Source organism: Pseudomonas sp. IT-P218 (assembly GCF_949767605.1).
Taxonomy (GTDB): Bacteria; Pseudomonadota; Gammaproteobacteria; order Pseudomonadales; family Pseudomonadaceae; genus Aquipseudomonas; species Aquipseudomonas putida_AE.
On the sequence record NZ_CATKQQ010000077.1, the window covers coordinates 1 to 14,058 of the forward strand.

Below are 14,058 nucleotides of genomic sequence, written 5' to 3' on the forward strand. Positions count from 1 at the left end.
GCTGCCGCAGGCTGCTATCTTTTGATCTTGAAAATCAAAAGATCGCAGCCTGCGGCAGCTCCTACATTGGCTCAAGCTGCTTGCTGAAACTGCTGCCGATACTGGTTCGGCGACAACTCCGTGTGCTGGCGGAACAGGCGTGCGAAGAAACTCGCGTCGTCGTAGCCGACTTCGTAACTGATGGTCTTGATGCTCTTGCGGCTGCCGGACAGCAGGCCTTTGGCGGTTTCGATGCGCAGTCGCTGCAGGTAGTGCAGCGGCTTGTCGCCGGTTGCGGTCTGAAAGCGACGCATGAAGTTGCGGATGCTCATGCCGTGTTCGCGGGCGACGTCTTCGAAGCGGAATTTGTCGGCGAAGTGTTCCTCGAGCCAGTGCTGGATCTGCAGGATGATCACGTCCTGGTGCAGCTTTTGCCCGCCGAAGCCGATTCTTCCCGGCGAGTAGCTGCGTTGCACTTCATAGAGGATGTCGCGCGCCACGGCCTGGGAAACGTTGGCGCCGCAGAAGCGTTCGATCAGGTAGATGTACAGGTCGCATGCCGAGGTGGTGCCGCCGGCGCAATACAGGTTGTCGGCGTCGGTCAGGTGCTTGTCCTGATTGAGCTGGACCTTCGGGAAACGCTCTGCAAAGGCATTGAAGAAGCGCCAGTAGGTGGTCGCCTCCTTGCCATTGAGCAGGCCGGCTTCGGCAAGCCAGAACACGCCGGTGGCCTCGCCGCACAGTACGGCGCCCCGCGCATGTTGCTGGCGCAGCCAGGGCAGGACCTGTGGATAACGTTTGCTCAGGGTATCGAAATCGTCCCAGAACGCGGGGATGACGATGATGTCGGCATTTTCCAGGCCGCCATCCACCGGGATCATCACGTCGCTGAAGGTGTTGACCGGTTTGCCGTCGGGGCTGACCAGTCGGGTTTCGAACGCGGGAGTCAGGCCGTGGCCCAGTTGTTTGCCGTAGCGCAGGCTGGCGAGGTGGAAGAAATCCTTGGCCTGCATGAGGGTGGAAGCGAAAACCCGGTCAATGGCCAGGATGCTGACGCGCCGTAGAGGCGTGGAGGCTTGGTTAGACATAATTCAACTTTATTCTTATAGGGGAAAGTGGTCACCAGACGGCTGGATCGTCTTATTTTTTGTCGGATGTGTCCAGTGTCCTGTATCGGACACGAGGCATAGTCTCTGAAGGTCCAATCCTTCTAACAACAAAGAAAAGGGTGCCGCATGATTCCCAGAACCTTGTTCAGTTCCGAGCACGAACTTTTTCGCGACAGTGTGCGAACGTTCCTCGAAAAAGAAGCAGTGCCGTACCACGGGCAATGGGAAAAACAGGGCTATATCGATCGTCAACTCTGGAACAAGGCAGGGGAGGCGGGGATGTTGTGCTCGCATCTGCCGGAGCAGTACGGCGGGCTGGGGGCAGACTTCCTGTACAGCGCGGTGGTCATCGAAGAGGTGGGGCGCCTGGGGCTGACCGGTATCGGTTTCTCCCTGCATTCGGACATCGTTGCGCCCTACATCCTGCATTACGGCAGTGAAACGCTGAAACACAAATACCTGCCGAAACTGGTGTCTGGCGAGATGGTCAGTGCCATCGCCATGACCGAGCCCGGCGCCGGTTCCGACCTGCAAGGGGTGAAGACCACCGCCGTGCTCGATGGCGACGAGTACGTAATCAACGGCTCGAAGACCTTCATCACCAACGGCTTCCTCGCCGACCTGGTGATCGTCGTCGCCAAGACCGATCCTAAGGCGGGCGCGAAGGGCACCAGCCTGTTCCTGGTGGAGGCCGATACGCCCGGCTTCGATAAGGGCAAGCGTCTGGAAAAGGTCGGCATGAAAGCCCAGGACACTTCGGAACTGTTCTTCCAGGACGTGCGGGTGCCCAAGGAAAACCTGCTGGGTCAGGCCGGGATGGGCTTCGCGTATTTGATGCAGGAGTTGCCGCAGGAGCGCCTCACCGTCGCCATCGGCGGCCTGGCTTCAGCCGAGGCGGCGTTGCAATGGACACTGGACTACACCCGCGAGCGCAAGGCGTTCGGCAAGGCGATTGCCGACTTCCAGAACACCCGGTTCAAGCTCGCCGAGATGGCGACCGAGATCCAGATCGGCCGGGTCTTTGTCGACCGCTGCCTGGAGTTGCACCTGCAAGGCAAGCTCGATGTGCCGACGGCGGCGATGGCCAAGTATTGGGGCACGGACCTGCAATGCAAGGTGCTCGACGAGTGCGTGCAGTTGCATGGCGGCTACGGTTTCATGTGGGAGTACCCGATCGCCCGGGCGTGGGCGGATGCGCGGGTGCAGCGGATTTATGCGGGGACCAATGAAATCATGAAGGAGATAATTGCCAGGTCATTGTAGGAGCGAGCTTGCTCGCGATGGGCGTCAACGATAACGCTGAAAGCCTGACACCCTGCGGTGTGCTCAGGTTTTTCGCGAGCAAGCTCGCTCCTACAGGTGCGGGTTATGGCGCAGGATTCGGGTGATCCTTGTGGATCGCCTCGATCCCTTCCAGTACTTCCTCCGACAACTTCAGATCAAAACTGGCAATGTTGCTGTCCAGTTGCTCCAGTGTCGTGGCGCCGATAATGTTGCTGGTCACGAACGGCTGTTGCGTCACAAATGCCAGGGCCATTTGCGCCGGGTCCAGGCCGTGCTCACGGGCCAGAGCGACGTAACGGCTGCAGGCCGCTTCCGACTGTGGGTTGAAATAGCGGCTGAAGCGGCTGTAGAGGCTCAGACGGCCTTTTGGCGGGCGCGCCCCACCTTCGTACTTGCCTGACAGGAAACCGAACGCCAGCGGCGAATAGGCGAGCAGGCCGCACTGTTCGCGGATGGCGATTTCCGCCAGGCCGACCTCGAAGCTGCGGTTGAGCAGGTTGTAGGGGTTCTGGATCGACACCGCGCGCGGCCAGCCGCGTTGCTCGGCCAGGGCCAGGAACCGCATGGTGCCCCACGGCGTTTCGTTGGACAGGCCGATGTGGCGGATCTTGCCGGCCCGGACCTGTTCGTCCAGCGCCTCGAGGGTGTCCTCCAGGGGCGTCAGGTTGGCTTCGGTCTGGTGCTTGTAGCCCAACTGCCCGAAGAAATTGGTGCTGCGCTCCGGCCAGTGCAGCTGGTACAGGTCAATGTAGTCGGTCTGCAGGCGCTGGAGGCTGGCATCCACGGCCTCGGTGATGTGCTGGCGATTGTGTCGCAGGTTCTTGTCGCGGATGTAGTCGATGGTGTTGCCCGGGCCGGCGATCTTGCTGGCGAGGATCCAGTCGGCACGGTCACCGCGACTTTTGAAGTAATTGCCGATGTAGCGCTCGGTGGTGGCATAGGTTTCGGCCTTGGGCGGCACCGGGTACATTTCGGCGGTATCGATGAAGTTGATCCCGGCGTCCTTGGCTCGCTCGATTTGGGCGAAGGCGTCTGCCTCGCTGTTTTGCTCGCCCCAGGTCATGGTGCCGAGGCAGATTGCGCTCACGTTCAGGTTGGTTCGGCCTAGCTGGCGATAGTCCATCGGGTGCTCCCCTGGGCAAAACAATCATAAAAGCAGGTTGAATTATTTTTCGCAATCTGCATAATTGCGCACCTCTTTCTGCAGTGGAAGTGATGCGCCGCCGCCGAAGAATCTTGCCGTTGAACGGACGCGCCGACCCGAGCCCCCGAAAGCGTCTGTATCCGGCTGCCTTTGACTTGTCAAAGTACGCACTATTCAGTAAGATCCGCCGTCTAATTTACAGGGCGGCCCCTGAGGCTATAAAGAATGAAAACTTTTACTGCTAAACCGGAAACAGTAAAGCGCGACTGGTTTGTCGTCGACGCTGCTGGTCAGACCCTGGGTCGTCTGGCCACCGAAATCGCGAGCCGTCTGCGTGGCAAGCACAAGCCTGAGTACACTCCTCACGTTGACACCGGCGACTACATCGTCGTAATCAACGCCGAGCAGATCCGTGTTACCGGCGCTAAAACCACTGACAAAATGTACTACTCCCACTCCGGTTTCCCGGGCGGCATCAAGTCGATCAACTTTGAAAAGCTGATCGCCAAGGCCCCTGAGCGCGTGATCGAGACCGCGGTCAAAGGCATGCTGCCTAAGAACCCGCTGGGTCGCGACATGTACCGTAAGCTGAAAGTCTATGCGGGCGCTGCACACCCTCATACTGCTCAGCAGCCCCAAGAACTGAAGATTTAACGGAATAGTTCATTATGTCGGCGACTCAAAATTACGGCACTGGCCGTCGCAAGACCGCAACCGCACGCGTTTTCCTGCGTCCGGGTACTGGTAACATCTCCATCAACAACCGTTCGCTGGATAATTTCTTCGGCCGCGAAACTGCCCGCATGGTAGTTCGTCAGCCGCTGGAATTGACTGAGACTGTCGAGAAGTTCGACATCTACGTCACCGTGATCGGCGGTGGTGTGAGTGGTCAAGCTGGCGCAATCCGCCACGGCATCACCCGCGCTCTGATGGACTACGACGAAACTCTGCGCAGCGCTCTGCGTAAAGCCGGCTTCGTAACCCGCGATGCACGTGAAGTTGAACGTAAGAAAGTTGGTCTGCGTAAAGCGCGTAAGCGTCCGCAGTACTCGAAGCGTTAATTCGCTTCCACGTTCAAAAAAGAACGCCCAGTTTCCTCACGGAGCTGGGCGTTTTTTTGTGCCTGTGATTTTCTCAAAGAATTGCGCTGTGACAACTTGCCACATCAGCAGAGCCCCTATACTCCAAGGCTTGGCAGTGGTGCCTCGGGGTAATTACCTTGTCAGAATTGGGGCTTTTCATTACCATTCGGCAAAATTTTTATAAGTACAGAGTTTTACTTAGTAGATGCCTGATTTAACAGGCCACAAAGCTGATGGGAGAGGACTGAATGAGCAATGACGGCGTGAATGCAGGCCGGCGTCGCTTCTTGGTAGCAGCCACATCCGTGGTGGGTGCTGCAGGAGCGGTGGGGGCTGCGGTCCCGTTCGTGGGGTCATGGTTTCCCAGTGCCAAGGCGAAAGCCGCAGGTGCACCGGTGAAAGTGAATGTCAGCAAGATCGAGCCAGGCCAGCAGATGATTGCTGAGTGGCGCGGCCAGCCGGTATTCATCGTCCGCCGTACGCCGGAAATCCTGGGGAATCTGAAGAAGATCGAGGGCCAGTTGTCTGACCCGACCTCCAAGAACTCGACTCAACCAACCTATGTTGATCCGGAAACCCGTTCGATCAAGCCTGAGGTCCTGCTGCTGATCGGTATCTGCACGCACCTGGGTTGCTCGCCGACCTTCCGTCCCGAAGTCGCTCCCGCCGACTTGGGCAAGGATTGGGTAGGTGGCTATTTCTGTCCTTGCCACGGCTCCCACTACGACCTGGCTGGCCGCGTCTACAAGTCGCAACCTGCGCCTTTGAACCTGCCAGTTCCCCCGCATTCCTATGAGACCGATGACATCATCGTCGTTGGCGTCGATACGGAGAACGCGTGATGAGCAAGTTCATGGATTGGGTTGATGCGCGCTTTCCCGCCACCAAGATGTGGGAAGACCATCTCAGCAAGTATTACGCTCCGAAAAACTTCAACTTCTTCTATTTCTTTGGCTCCCTGGCGCTGCTCGTCCTGGTCAACCAGATCGTTACCGGTGTCTGGCTGACCATGAGCTACACCCCTTCGGCGGAAGAGGCCTTTGCTTCCGTCGAGTACATCATGCGCGACGTCGAGTACGGCTCGATCCTGCGCCTGCTGCACTCCACCGGCGCTTCGGCGTTCTTCATCGTGGTCTATCTGCACATGTTCCGTGGGTTGCTCTACGGTTCGTACCAGAAGCCGCGCGAGCTGGTGTGGGTGTTCGGCATGCTGATCTACCTGGCGCTGATGGCCGAGGCCTTCATGGGCTACCTGCTGCCTTGGGGCCAGATGTCCTACTGGGGCGCCCAGGTGATCATCTCGCTGTTCGGTGCGATCCCGGTCATCGGCAACGACCTGACCCAGTGGATCCGTGGTGACTACCTGATTTCCGGGATCACCCTGAACCGCTTCTTCGCCCTGCACGTGGTGGCCTTGCCGATCGTGATTCTCGGCCTGGTGGTGCTGCACGTCCTGGCCTTGCACGAAGTCGGTTCGAACAACCCGGACGGCGTCGACATCAAGAAATACAAGGACGAAAACGGCGTGCCGCTGGACGGTATCGCGTTCCACCCGTACTACACCGTGAAAGATATCGTCGGCGTGGTGGTGTTCCTGTTCATCTTCTGCTCGATCGTGTTCTTCTTCCCGGAAATGGGCGGCTACTTCCTCGAGAAGCCGAACTTCGAAGTGGCGAACGCGTTCAAGACCCCAGAGCACATCGCTCCGGTCTGGTACTTCACGCCCTTCTACGCGATCTTGCGTGCGGTTCCGGACAAGCTCCTGGGTGTAATCGCCATGGGTGCGGCCATCGCCGTGCTGTTCGTCCTGCCGTGGCTGGACCGTAGCCCGGTCAAGTCGATGCGCTACAAGGGCTGGATGAGCAAGATCTGGCTCTGGGTATTCTGCATTTCGTTCGTGATCCTGGGCGTGCTGGGTGTCCTGGCGCCGACTCCGGGCCGTACGCTGCTGTCGCAGGTATGTACCTTCCTGTACTTCGCCTACTTCATTCTGATGCCGTTCTACACCAGGCTCGAGAAGACCAAACCGGTTCCGGAAAGGGTGACTGGCTGATGAAAAAACTATTTGCTGTATTGATGCTTGCTGCCCTGCCGGTGTTCGCTTTCGCAGCAGAGCACGGTGGCCCCGAGCTGGAAAAAGTCGACATCGACGTGGCTGACAAGGCGGCGATGCAGGATGGCGCGCGTACGTTCGCCAACTATTGCATGGGCTGCCACAGCGCCAAGTTCCAGCGTTACGAGCGTGTTGCCGATGACCTTGGCATTCCGCACGAGTTGATGCTCGACAAGCTGGTGTTCACCGGCGCCAAGATTGGCGATCACATGAACATCGGCATGCAGCCGGCTGACGCCAAGACCTGGTTCGGTGCGGCGCCGCCCGACCTGACCCTGGTCGCTCGTGTTCGTGGCACCGATTGGCTCTACGGTTACCTGAAGTCGTTCTATGAAGACCCGTCGCGCCCTTGGGGTGTGAACAACAAGGTCTTCCCGAACGTCGGCATGCCTAACGTACTGGTCGGCCTGCAGGGTCGTCAGGTCGTCGGTTGCAAGCAGGTGCAGATCGTCGAGGACGGCAAGAAGCAATATGATCCGCTGACCGGTACGCCGCTGACCCATGAAGCGTGCGATCAGCTGACCATCGTGCCGAAGAGTGGCGCCCTGACCGAAGAGCAGTTCGATGAGAAGGTCAAGAATCTGGTAACCTTCCTGGCTTACTCGGCTAACCCGGTTAAGTTGCAACATCAGCGCATCGGTACGTACGTATTGCTGTACCTGGCGTTCTTCTTCGTATTCGCTTATCTGCTCAAGCGCGAATACTGGAAAGATGTGCACTGATAAAGCTTCAAGCAATTGCTGTTAATCGCGCGCGCCCAAGGGCGCCTCTGAAGGTGTAACGAGCCTGGTGAACCAGGCGTTACGGGAGGCGCCCTCTGGGCGCGCTCGTTTTTCCGCTTCCGATAATTTCAACAAGCGAGGAGGATCGCCATGGGCGTGACCAATCGGTTGGCCTGTTACTCCGACCCCGCCGACCACTATTCCCACCGAGTGCGAATCGTACTGGCAGAGAAGGGTGTCAGCGCTGAGATCATTTACGTTGAGGCTGGTCGCCAGCCGCCTAAACTGATCGAAGTGAACCCTTACGGCAGCTTGCCGACGCTGGTCGATCGTGACCTGGCGTTGTGGGAGTCTACGGTGGTGATGGAATATCTGGATGAGCGTTACCCACATCCGCCGCTGTTGCCGGTCTATCCGGTGGCGCGTGCCAACAGTCGTTTGCTGATTCATCGTATTCAGCGTGACTGGTGTGGTCTGGTGGATCTGATCCTGGATTCGCGGACCAAGGAAGCAGCGCGCGCCGTGGCGCGTAAAGAGCTGCGTGAAAGCCTGACAGGCGTGTCGCCGCTGTTTGCCGACAAGCCATTTTTCCTCAGTGAGGAACAAAGCCTGGTGGATTGCTGCCTATTGCCAATACTCTGGCGATTGCCGATTCTGGGTATAGAACTGCCGCGGCCAGCCAAGCCGCTGCTTGATTACATGGAGCGCCAGTTTGCGCGTGAGGCTTTCCAGGCGAGTCTGTCTGGTGTCGAACGCGACATGCGCTAAGGCTTAAGGAGCCGCTATGAACTCCAGTCGACCTTATCTGGTCCGTGCGCTCTACGAGTGGATTGTTGATAACGATTGCACCCCGCACATGCTGGTCAATTCCGAGTATCCCTCGGTGCAGGTGCCGCAAGGTTTTGCCAGCGATGGCCAGATCGTCCTGAACGTATCGCCACAGGCCGTGCGTCATTTGCACATGGACAACGAGGCGGTGAGCTTCGAAGGCCGCTTCGGTGGGGTACCGCATACCCTGTACGTGCCTATCGCATCGATCCTGGGCATCTACGCCCGGGAGAATGGCCAGGGCATGGTGTTCGATCTGGAGTCGCCCCTGGAGGACGAGGAAGAGATCGAGCCGGATGACGATATCCCGCCTCCGGACAGCGAGCCGCCGCGACCGAGCGGTCGACCGAGCTTGAAGGTGGTGAAATAAAAAAAGGGCGATCCGCAAGGATCGCCCTTTTTATTTCACTGTAGGAGCCGGCTTGCCGGCGAAAGCGGTCGAAAGACCAGCGCAATGTTTAATGACGCCTTCGCCGGCAAGCCGGCTCCTACAGGTCGATGGCGTTCCAGCGTCGCCATCCCCGACAAACAAAGATCAGTCGATGTATTCAAACAATTTGACGATCTTCTGCACCCCGGAAACCCCCTGCACCAGGTTGGTCGCCTGTGCAGCTTCCTGCTTGGTCAACAACCCCAGCAGGTAAACGATGCCGTTCTCGGTCACCACCTTGATGCGCGAGCCGGGGATGTTCGGGTCGGTGAGCATCTGGGTCTTGATCTTGGAGGTCAGCCAGGTGTCGTTCTGGCGGGCAAGGAAGCCGGAAGGTGGCAGCACCTGCAGTTCGTTATGCACCGTCTTGACCCGCTGAACAGCGGCAGCAGCCTGTTCGGCCTTGGCCTTGAGGTCGGCACGCGGGGTTTGCCCGGCGAGCAGTACGACGCCGTTGAAGCTGGTGACGACGATGTGCGAGTCGTTGTCCAGGGCCGGATCGGCCTTGGCGATGTTCACGCCGACCTTGGTGTCGATCAATGAGTCGTCGATCTTGCTGCCGAAAGTGCGGGTGCCACGGTCATCTTCAATCGGTGCTTCACGGCTGGCATTGACCACCGAGGTGCAGCCGCTGATGCCGAGGCATAGGGTCAGGGCCAGTAGGCCGAGGCGATTAGGGGTCATTCTTCACTCCCGAACAGTTGGCTGTCGATCAAATCGCAAAGGCAATGGATCGCCAGCAGGTGGACTTCCTGGATACGTGCGGTGACGTTGGCCGGAACGCGAATCTCGACGTCCTCGGGCAAAAGCAGCGACGCCATGCCGCCGCCATCGCGACCGGTCAATGCTACGACAATCATTTCGCGATCATGTGCGGCCTGGATCGCTTGAATTATGTTGGCCGAGTTGCCGCTGGTGGAAATCGCCAGCAGTACGTCGCCCGGCTGACCGAGTGCACGGATCTGTTTGGAGAAGATTTCGTTGTAGCTGTAGTCGTTGGCGATCGAGGTGATCGTCGAGCTGTCGGTGGTCAGCGCAATGGCTGGCAGGCTCGGGCGTTCACGTTCGAAGCGGTTGAGCAGCTCGGACGAGAAGTGCTGTGCGTCACCGGCAGAGCCGCCGTTGCCGCAGGAAAGCATCTTGCCCTCGTTGAGCAAGGCGTTGACCATCACCTGGCTGGCTTGCTCGATGTGCGGTGCAAGTACTTCCATCGCCTGTTGCTTGGTGTCGATACTGGCCTGAAAAAGCTGGCGAATTCGGGATTGCATGTCCATCTGTGTGACCTTAATGAGCGCGGCTGTCCGGCACGTGAATGTGCAGCCCGCAAAGCAAAGAGCAAAATTGTTGAGTGGTGGTGTCCGGTTCGGGGCGTAGGCAATCAGCTGTCGAAGGCATTTTGCAACCAGTTCAACTGATCGAGGTCGCTGTCGATCGCAACCACGTCGAAGCGGCAAGGGGCGTTGGCCCAGCGCGACTCACGCTGAAGAAAATACTGCGCGGCAAAAATCAGTTTTTGCCGTTTGCGCTCATCGATGCTATCGAGCGCGCCACCCCATTGAGTGTTTTTTCTGTAGCGAACTTCAACGAATACTACTGTATCGCCCTCCAGCATGACCAGATCAAGCTCGCCGCGTTTACACAACCAGTTCTGCGCCAGTAGCTGCAGGCCTTGTCGCTGAAGATGCTCGAGCGCATGGCGCTCGGCATCTTTACCGCATTGCTGGCGTGACCTTTCAGGCATCAGCGTGGGGTGTTCGGCAGGCGTTGAACCTGACCATTGACGAACTGCGCCCACGGCAGCTCGCGCACGACGCGCTGGTTCTGGGTCATGCTCAGGCTGCCCGATTGACCTTCGATACGGCTGTCCGGCAGGGCCTTGAGCTGGCCCAGGCGGGGTGCCAGGCTGTAGGCGTCCACGCCCATGGCGTACAAACGGCCCAGGCTGCCGCCCGCTTGAGGCCATTGCGCGGTGACCTGGCGGCGCAACGGATCGTTGGCGTCCAGCAGCCATGGGGTTTCGCAGAAGCGCACGCCATTCATGTCGTTGTACTGGTTGACGTCGCCGCTGGCGCTGAAGACGTGGGACGTGGCGTAGACCGGAACGTCACCGGCGTACTGGAAGTTCAGGGTCGGCTTGATCTGCTGGGCCTGTTGCGGCGTGGCAGCGAGGAAAATGAACTCGATGTCCTGGCGACGCGACGGCTGGGCGGCTACCTGCGAGCCAACGGTGCTTTGCAGGCTCTTGGCGCGACCTTCGCTCTGGCGCAGCTGGAACATGTCGGCGATCTGCTGGGCCAGTTGCACCGGCTGGTCGACACGCTCGGTGGCGACTATGCTGCCGCCATTGGCTTGCCAGTCCTGGCTGAACGCCTTGAGTACGCGGTCGCCCCATTCGCCTTTCGGCACCATGATGGCGGCGCGGTGCAGGCCGTCGGCGCGAGCGCGGCGGGAGACTTCGCGGGCTTCGTCTTCAGCGGCCAGGCCAAACTGGAACAGCTGGGCCGGACCTTGAGCACCTTCGCTGTAGTTCAGGGCCAGGGTAGTGATCGGCAGCTGCGGGAGGGCGCTCAGCTGTTTGACCAGCGGTTTTTCCAGCGGACCTACCACCAGTTGCACGCCATCGGCCTGGGCCTTGCGATAGAACTCGTCGAGCGAGGTCAGGCGCGAGCTGTCGTAGAACTCGATGGCCGGCGGTTTCTGTCCGGACTGTTGTGCCTGGTAGTGGGCGGCCATGAAGCCTTCGCGCAATGCCTTGCCGACCGACGCCAGCGGGCCGTCCTGCGGCAGCAGCAGGGCGATTTTATTCAGGGGCTGGCTGGCCAGGTCCTTGAGGTTGGTCAGTGGCAGCGGCAGCTGGCGGGCGGCCGGGTGTTTCGGGTTCTGGGCGCGCCAGTTGTCGATCGCCGCCTGCTGCTGTTCAAGAGTGCCAGCGGTTTTTACCGCCAGTGCCAGGGCCATCCAGCCGCCAAGATTGTCGTCGGTGGTCGGCTGCAATTGCTCGGTCGGCAGCGAAGCGATCAGGGTCCAGATGGCCTCGTGGTTTTTGCTCGCCGCTTCACCGCTCAACATCGGTGCGAAAAAAATGCGTTCCTTTGCCGCGGCCAGGGTCTGGCCATCGGCTTCAAGGGCGCGGGCGCGAACGGTGCCGGTGCGGACCTGTTGCTCTTCCGGCATCTCGCCCAGGCGCTGGAAGCTCGGGTGGCTCAAGGCGGTCAGCGCGGCTTTCGGCTGGTTGCGGGTCATGGCCAGTTCAGCCGCCAGGGTGTTGGCGAAGATCTGTTGGCCTGGCTTGAGTGTTTCAACGGGCACCTGTTGCAGGATCTGCGCGGACTGGCCGGCATTGCCCTGATGATAGGCCAGGTCGGCTGCGCTCAGGCGTAGCAGTGCCGCGTCTTCCGGCGTTTTGCTTTGGGCGGCCTTTTCGAGCAGTTGCTCGATGCTGGCATCCGGGGTCCGTGGAAGTTCGCCAAGGCTGGAGGAGGGCGAGCTGGCGCAAGCCGCCAGCAAGGCAGCGAGGCATAGGGCAGAGAACAGCCGCAGGCAAGCGATCATGTAGTGTTCCTGATACTCGATCAAATTAGCGTGGAATTGTACCCAAGCACTGGCCGGGGCGCGATGTTGCTGGTAAGAAACGATCAATTTAGCTGGTGTAAATGTTGCCGTGCGCTACAAAAGCCTGCAAAAGCGGGTGTTGCTTGCCCGTATCGCGAACGTCGCTACGCGCTACAATGGCCGTTTTATCGATCATGAGGTGTGCGCTTTGACTGCTCCAGGTGCTTTGAATTCCGCTGCTGGCTCGCTTTATGTGGTGGCGACGCCCATCGGCAACCTGGACGATATCAGTGCCCGGGCGCTGAAAATATTGCGTGAGGTGGCCTTGATTGCCGCTGAAGACACCCGCCACTCCCAGCGCCTGATGCAGCATTTCGGCATTCCCACGCCCCTGGCTGCCTGTCATGAACACAACGAGCGCGATGAAGGTAGCCGCTTTATCACCCGCCTGCTCGCGGGTGACGATGTCGCGTTGATTTCCGATGCCGGTACGCCGCTGATCTCCGATCCGGGTTATCACCTGGTTCGCCAGGCGCGTGCGGCGGGCATCAATGTTGTGCCTGTGCCGGGAGCTTGTGCGTTGATTGCGGCCCTGTCGGCGGCGGGTTTGCCGTCGGACCGTTTCATCTTCGAAGGCTTCCTGCCGGCCAAGGCGGTGGGGCGACGCGCGCGTCTTGAGCTCGTCAAGGAAGAGCCGCGTACGCTGATTTTCTACGAGGCGCCGCACCGTATCCTCGAATGCCTGCAGGACATGGAACTGGTGTTCGGTGCCGAGCGCCCGGCGTTGCTGGCGCGGGAGCTGACCAAGACGTTCGAAACGCTCAAGGGCTTGCCGCTGGCCGAGTTGCGCGAGTTCGTCGAGTCGGACAGTAATCAACAGCGCGGCGAGTGCGTGGTGTTGGTGGCGGGTTGGACGGCCCCCGAGGAAGAGGGCGCGGTCAGCAGTGAAGCGATGCGTATCCTCGATCTGTTGCTCGAAGAAATGCCGCTCAAGCGTGCCGCGGCGTTGGCGGCGCAAATTACCGGCGAACGCAAGAATGTGCTGTATCAGATTGCGCTGGATAAACAGAAGGGCGAGTAAAACCCGACGCACCGGCGTGCGCAACGGCGCTTAACGCTTGTTCTTCGGGCGCTCTGCCGGTAACCTTCGCGGCGGAGAGTCGATCGGACAGTCGCTGCCCTCTATGAAAATTAGGGGGGGGAGGAAAGTCCGGGCTCCATAGGGCGAAGTGCCAGGTAATGCCTGGGAGGCGTGAGCCTACGGAAAGTGCCACAGAAAATAACCGCCTAAGCGCTTCGGCGCCGGTAAGGGTGAAAAGGTGCGGTAAGAGCGCACCGCACGTCTGGCAACAGTTCGTGGCTAGGTAAACCCCACTTGGAGCAAGACCAAATAGGGTCCCAAGGCGTGGCCCGCGCTGGGACCGGGTAGGTTGCTAAAGATGTCCAGTGATGGCCATCGTAGACGAATGACTGTTCAAGACAGAACCCGGCTTACAGATCGACTCTCCACCTTTTTTCTCCCCTCTGCTTAAATCATTGAGCAGGGGTCCGATGATGGCAATTTCCCTCCTTTCACATTCGTCCTCATTATCACTTTCGTAATATCAAAAAAATCTTACTCTTAATAAATCACTTTAACTTCTGAACGCAGCCTCCTGTGCTGATTCAAGTTGTTGGGCGGTTTCATCCGTCTGATTCTGATTGCTCCTCTCTTTATGCTCCTAAATCTCAGTTCTGTAAGGGTTTTCCTGTAATCCGCGCCTTGACGGTGTGGTGGGCGCATTCCTATAGTGTGCGCAAGTGGCGGAAAGTGGC

The 14,058-nt window shown here is 59.2% G+C and carries 15 protein-coding genes and 1 other RNA gene; 10 read left to right on the plus strand and 6 right to left on the minus strand.

Annotation, left to right across the window (positions count from 1 at the left end):
• Positions 1-71 precede the first annotated feature (71 nt).
• Positions 72-992 (minus strand): GlxA family transcriptional regulator, encoded by a 921-nt coding sequence (locus ACM6I6_RS26225; RefSeq protein WP_274074376.1) that lies wholly within the window; start codon positions 990-992, stop codon positions 72-74.
• 222 nt (positions 993-1,214) lie between these two features.
• On the opposite strand from ACM6I6_RS26225, the gene ACM6I6_RS26230 reads away from it, so the two are divergent.
• A complete protein-coding gene (locus ACM6I6_RS26230) occupies positions 1,215-2,351 on the plus strand; it encodes an acyl-CoA dehydrogenase family protein (RefSeq protein WP_274074199.1) in 1,137 nt (378 codons plus the stop codon).
• A 103-nt stretch (positions 2,352-2,454) separates the two neighbouring features.
• On the opposite strand, the gene ACM6I6_RS26235 is transcribed toward ACM6I6_RS26230, so the two are convergent.
• Positions 2,455-3,495 (minus strand): NADP(H)-dependent aldo-keto reductase, encoded by a 1,041-nt coding sequence (locus ACM6I6_RS26235; RefSeq protein ID WP_323627057.1) that lies wholly within the window; start codon positions 3,493-3,495, stop codon positions 2,455-2,457.
• Positions 3,496-3,741: 246 nt separating this feature from the next.
• On the opposite strand from ACM6I6_RS26235, the gene rplM reads away from it, so the two are divergent.
• The 7 genes from rplM (at position 3,742) to ACM6I6_RS26270 (ending at position 8,631) form a co-directional block, all read left to right on the plus strand.
• Positions 3,742-4,170, plus strand: coding sequence for a 50S ribosomal protein L13 (rplM, locus tag ACM6I6_RS26240; protein WP_003228062.1), 429 nt, complete (start codon positions 3,742-3,744; stop codon positions 4,168-4,170).
• Between the two features lie 14 nt (positions 4,171-4,184).
• Entirely contained in the window at positions 4,185-4,577 is a 393-nt protein-coding gene (gene rpsI / locus ACM6I6_RS26245) for a 30S ribosomal protein S9 (protein ID WP_003228056.1), read from the plus strand.
• A 269-nt stretch (positions 4,578-4,846) separates the two neighbouring features.
• A complete protein-coding gene (petA, locus tag ACM6I6_RS26250) occupies positions 4,847-5,440 on the plus strand; it encodes a ubiquinol-cytochrome c reductase iron-sulfur subunit (RefSeq protein ID WP_414920912.1) in 594 nt (197 codons plus the stop codon).
• Positions 5,440-6,651, plus strand: a complete 1,212-nt coding sequence (locus ACM6I6_RS26255) for a cytochrome b (protein WP_008060256.1) — start codon at positions 5,440-5,442, stop codon at positions 6,649-6,651. Before petA ends, ACM6I6_RS26255 begins: the two co-directional genes overlap by 1 nt.
• Positions 6,651-7,433, plus strand: coding sequence for a cytochrome c1 (locus tag ACM6I6_RS26260; protein WP_274074202.1), 783 nt, complete (start codon positions 6,651-6,653; stop codon positions 7,431-7,433). The genes ACM6I6_RS26255 and ACM6I6_RS26260 overlap by 1 nt, the downstream gene beginning before the upstream one ends.
• 150 nt (positions 7,434-7,583) lie before the next feature.
• Positions 7,584-8,201 carry a glutathione S-transferase N-terminal domain-containing protein gene (locus tag ACM6I6_RS26265; RefSeq protein ID WP_007972581.1) on the plus strand — a complete coding sequence of 206 codons (618 nt, stop codon included), beginning with the start codon at positions 7,584-7,586 and terminating at the stop codon, positions 8,199-8,201.
• Positions 8,202-8,217: 16 nt separating this feature from the next.
• A complete protein-coding gene (locus tag ACM6I6_RS26270) occupies positions 8,218-8,631 on the plus strand; it encodes a ClpXP protease specificity-enhancing factor (RefSeq protein ID WP_046819002.1) in 414 nt (137 codons plus the stop codon).
• 165 nt (positions 8,632-8,796) lie between these two features.
• Here ACM6I6_RS26270 and ACM6I6_RS26275 read toward each other — a convergent pair whose 3' ends face one another.
• The 4 genes from ACM6I6_RS26275 to ACM6I6_RS26290 form a co-directional block, all read right to left on the minus strand.
• Complete coding sequence (locus tag ACM6I6_RS26275; RefSeq protein ID WP_008147477.1) at positions 8,797-9,375, minus strand: BON domain-containing protein; 579 nt, start codon at positions 9,373-9,375, stop codon at positions 8,797-8,799.
• Positions 9,372-9,965 (minus strand): phosphoheptose isomerase, encoded by a 594-nt coding sequence (locus ACM6I6_RS26280; RefSeq protein WP_007972584.1) that lies wholly within the window; start codon positions 9,963-9,965, stop codon positions 9,372-9,374. Before ACM6I6_RS26280 ends, ACM6I6_RS26275 begins: the two co-directional genes overlap by 4 nt.
• A 104-nt stretch (positions 9,966-10,069) precedes the next feature.
• Positions 10,070-10,432 carry a YraN family protein gene (locus ACM6I6_RS26285; protein WP_274074377.1) on the minus strand — a complete coding sequence of 121 codons (363 nt, stop codon included), beginning with the start codon at positions 10,430-10,432 and terminating at the stop codon, positions 10,070-10,072.
• On the minus strand, positions 10,432-12,243 hold the full coding sequence (locus ACM6I6_RS26290; RefSeq protein ID WP_414920913.1) for a penicillin-binding protein activator: 1,812 nt from the start codon (positions 12,241-12,243) through the stop codon (positions 10,432-10,434). Before ACM6I6_RS26290 ends, ACM6I6_RS26285 begins: the two co-directional genes overlap by 1 nt.
• Before the next feature lie 208 nt (positions 12,244-12,451).
• On the opposite strand from ACM6I6_RS26290, the gene rsmI reads away from it, so the two are divergent.
• Positions 12,452-13,324, plus strand: coding sequence for a 16S rRNA (cytidine(1402)-2'-O)-methyltransferase (gene rsmI / locus ACM6I6_RS26295; RefSeq protein WP_274643041.1), 873 nt, complete (start codon positions 12,452-12,454; stop codon positions 13,322-13,324).
• A 75-nt stretch (positions 13,325-13,399) separates the two neighbouring features.
• Positions 13,400-13,753: RNase P RNA component class A (gene rnpB / locus ACM6I6_RS26300), an RNA gene on the plus strand.
• Positions 13,754-14,058 lie beyond the last annotated feature (305 nt).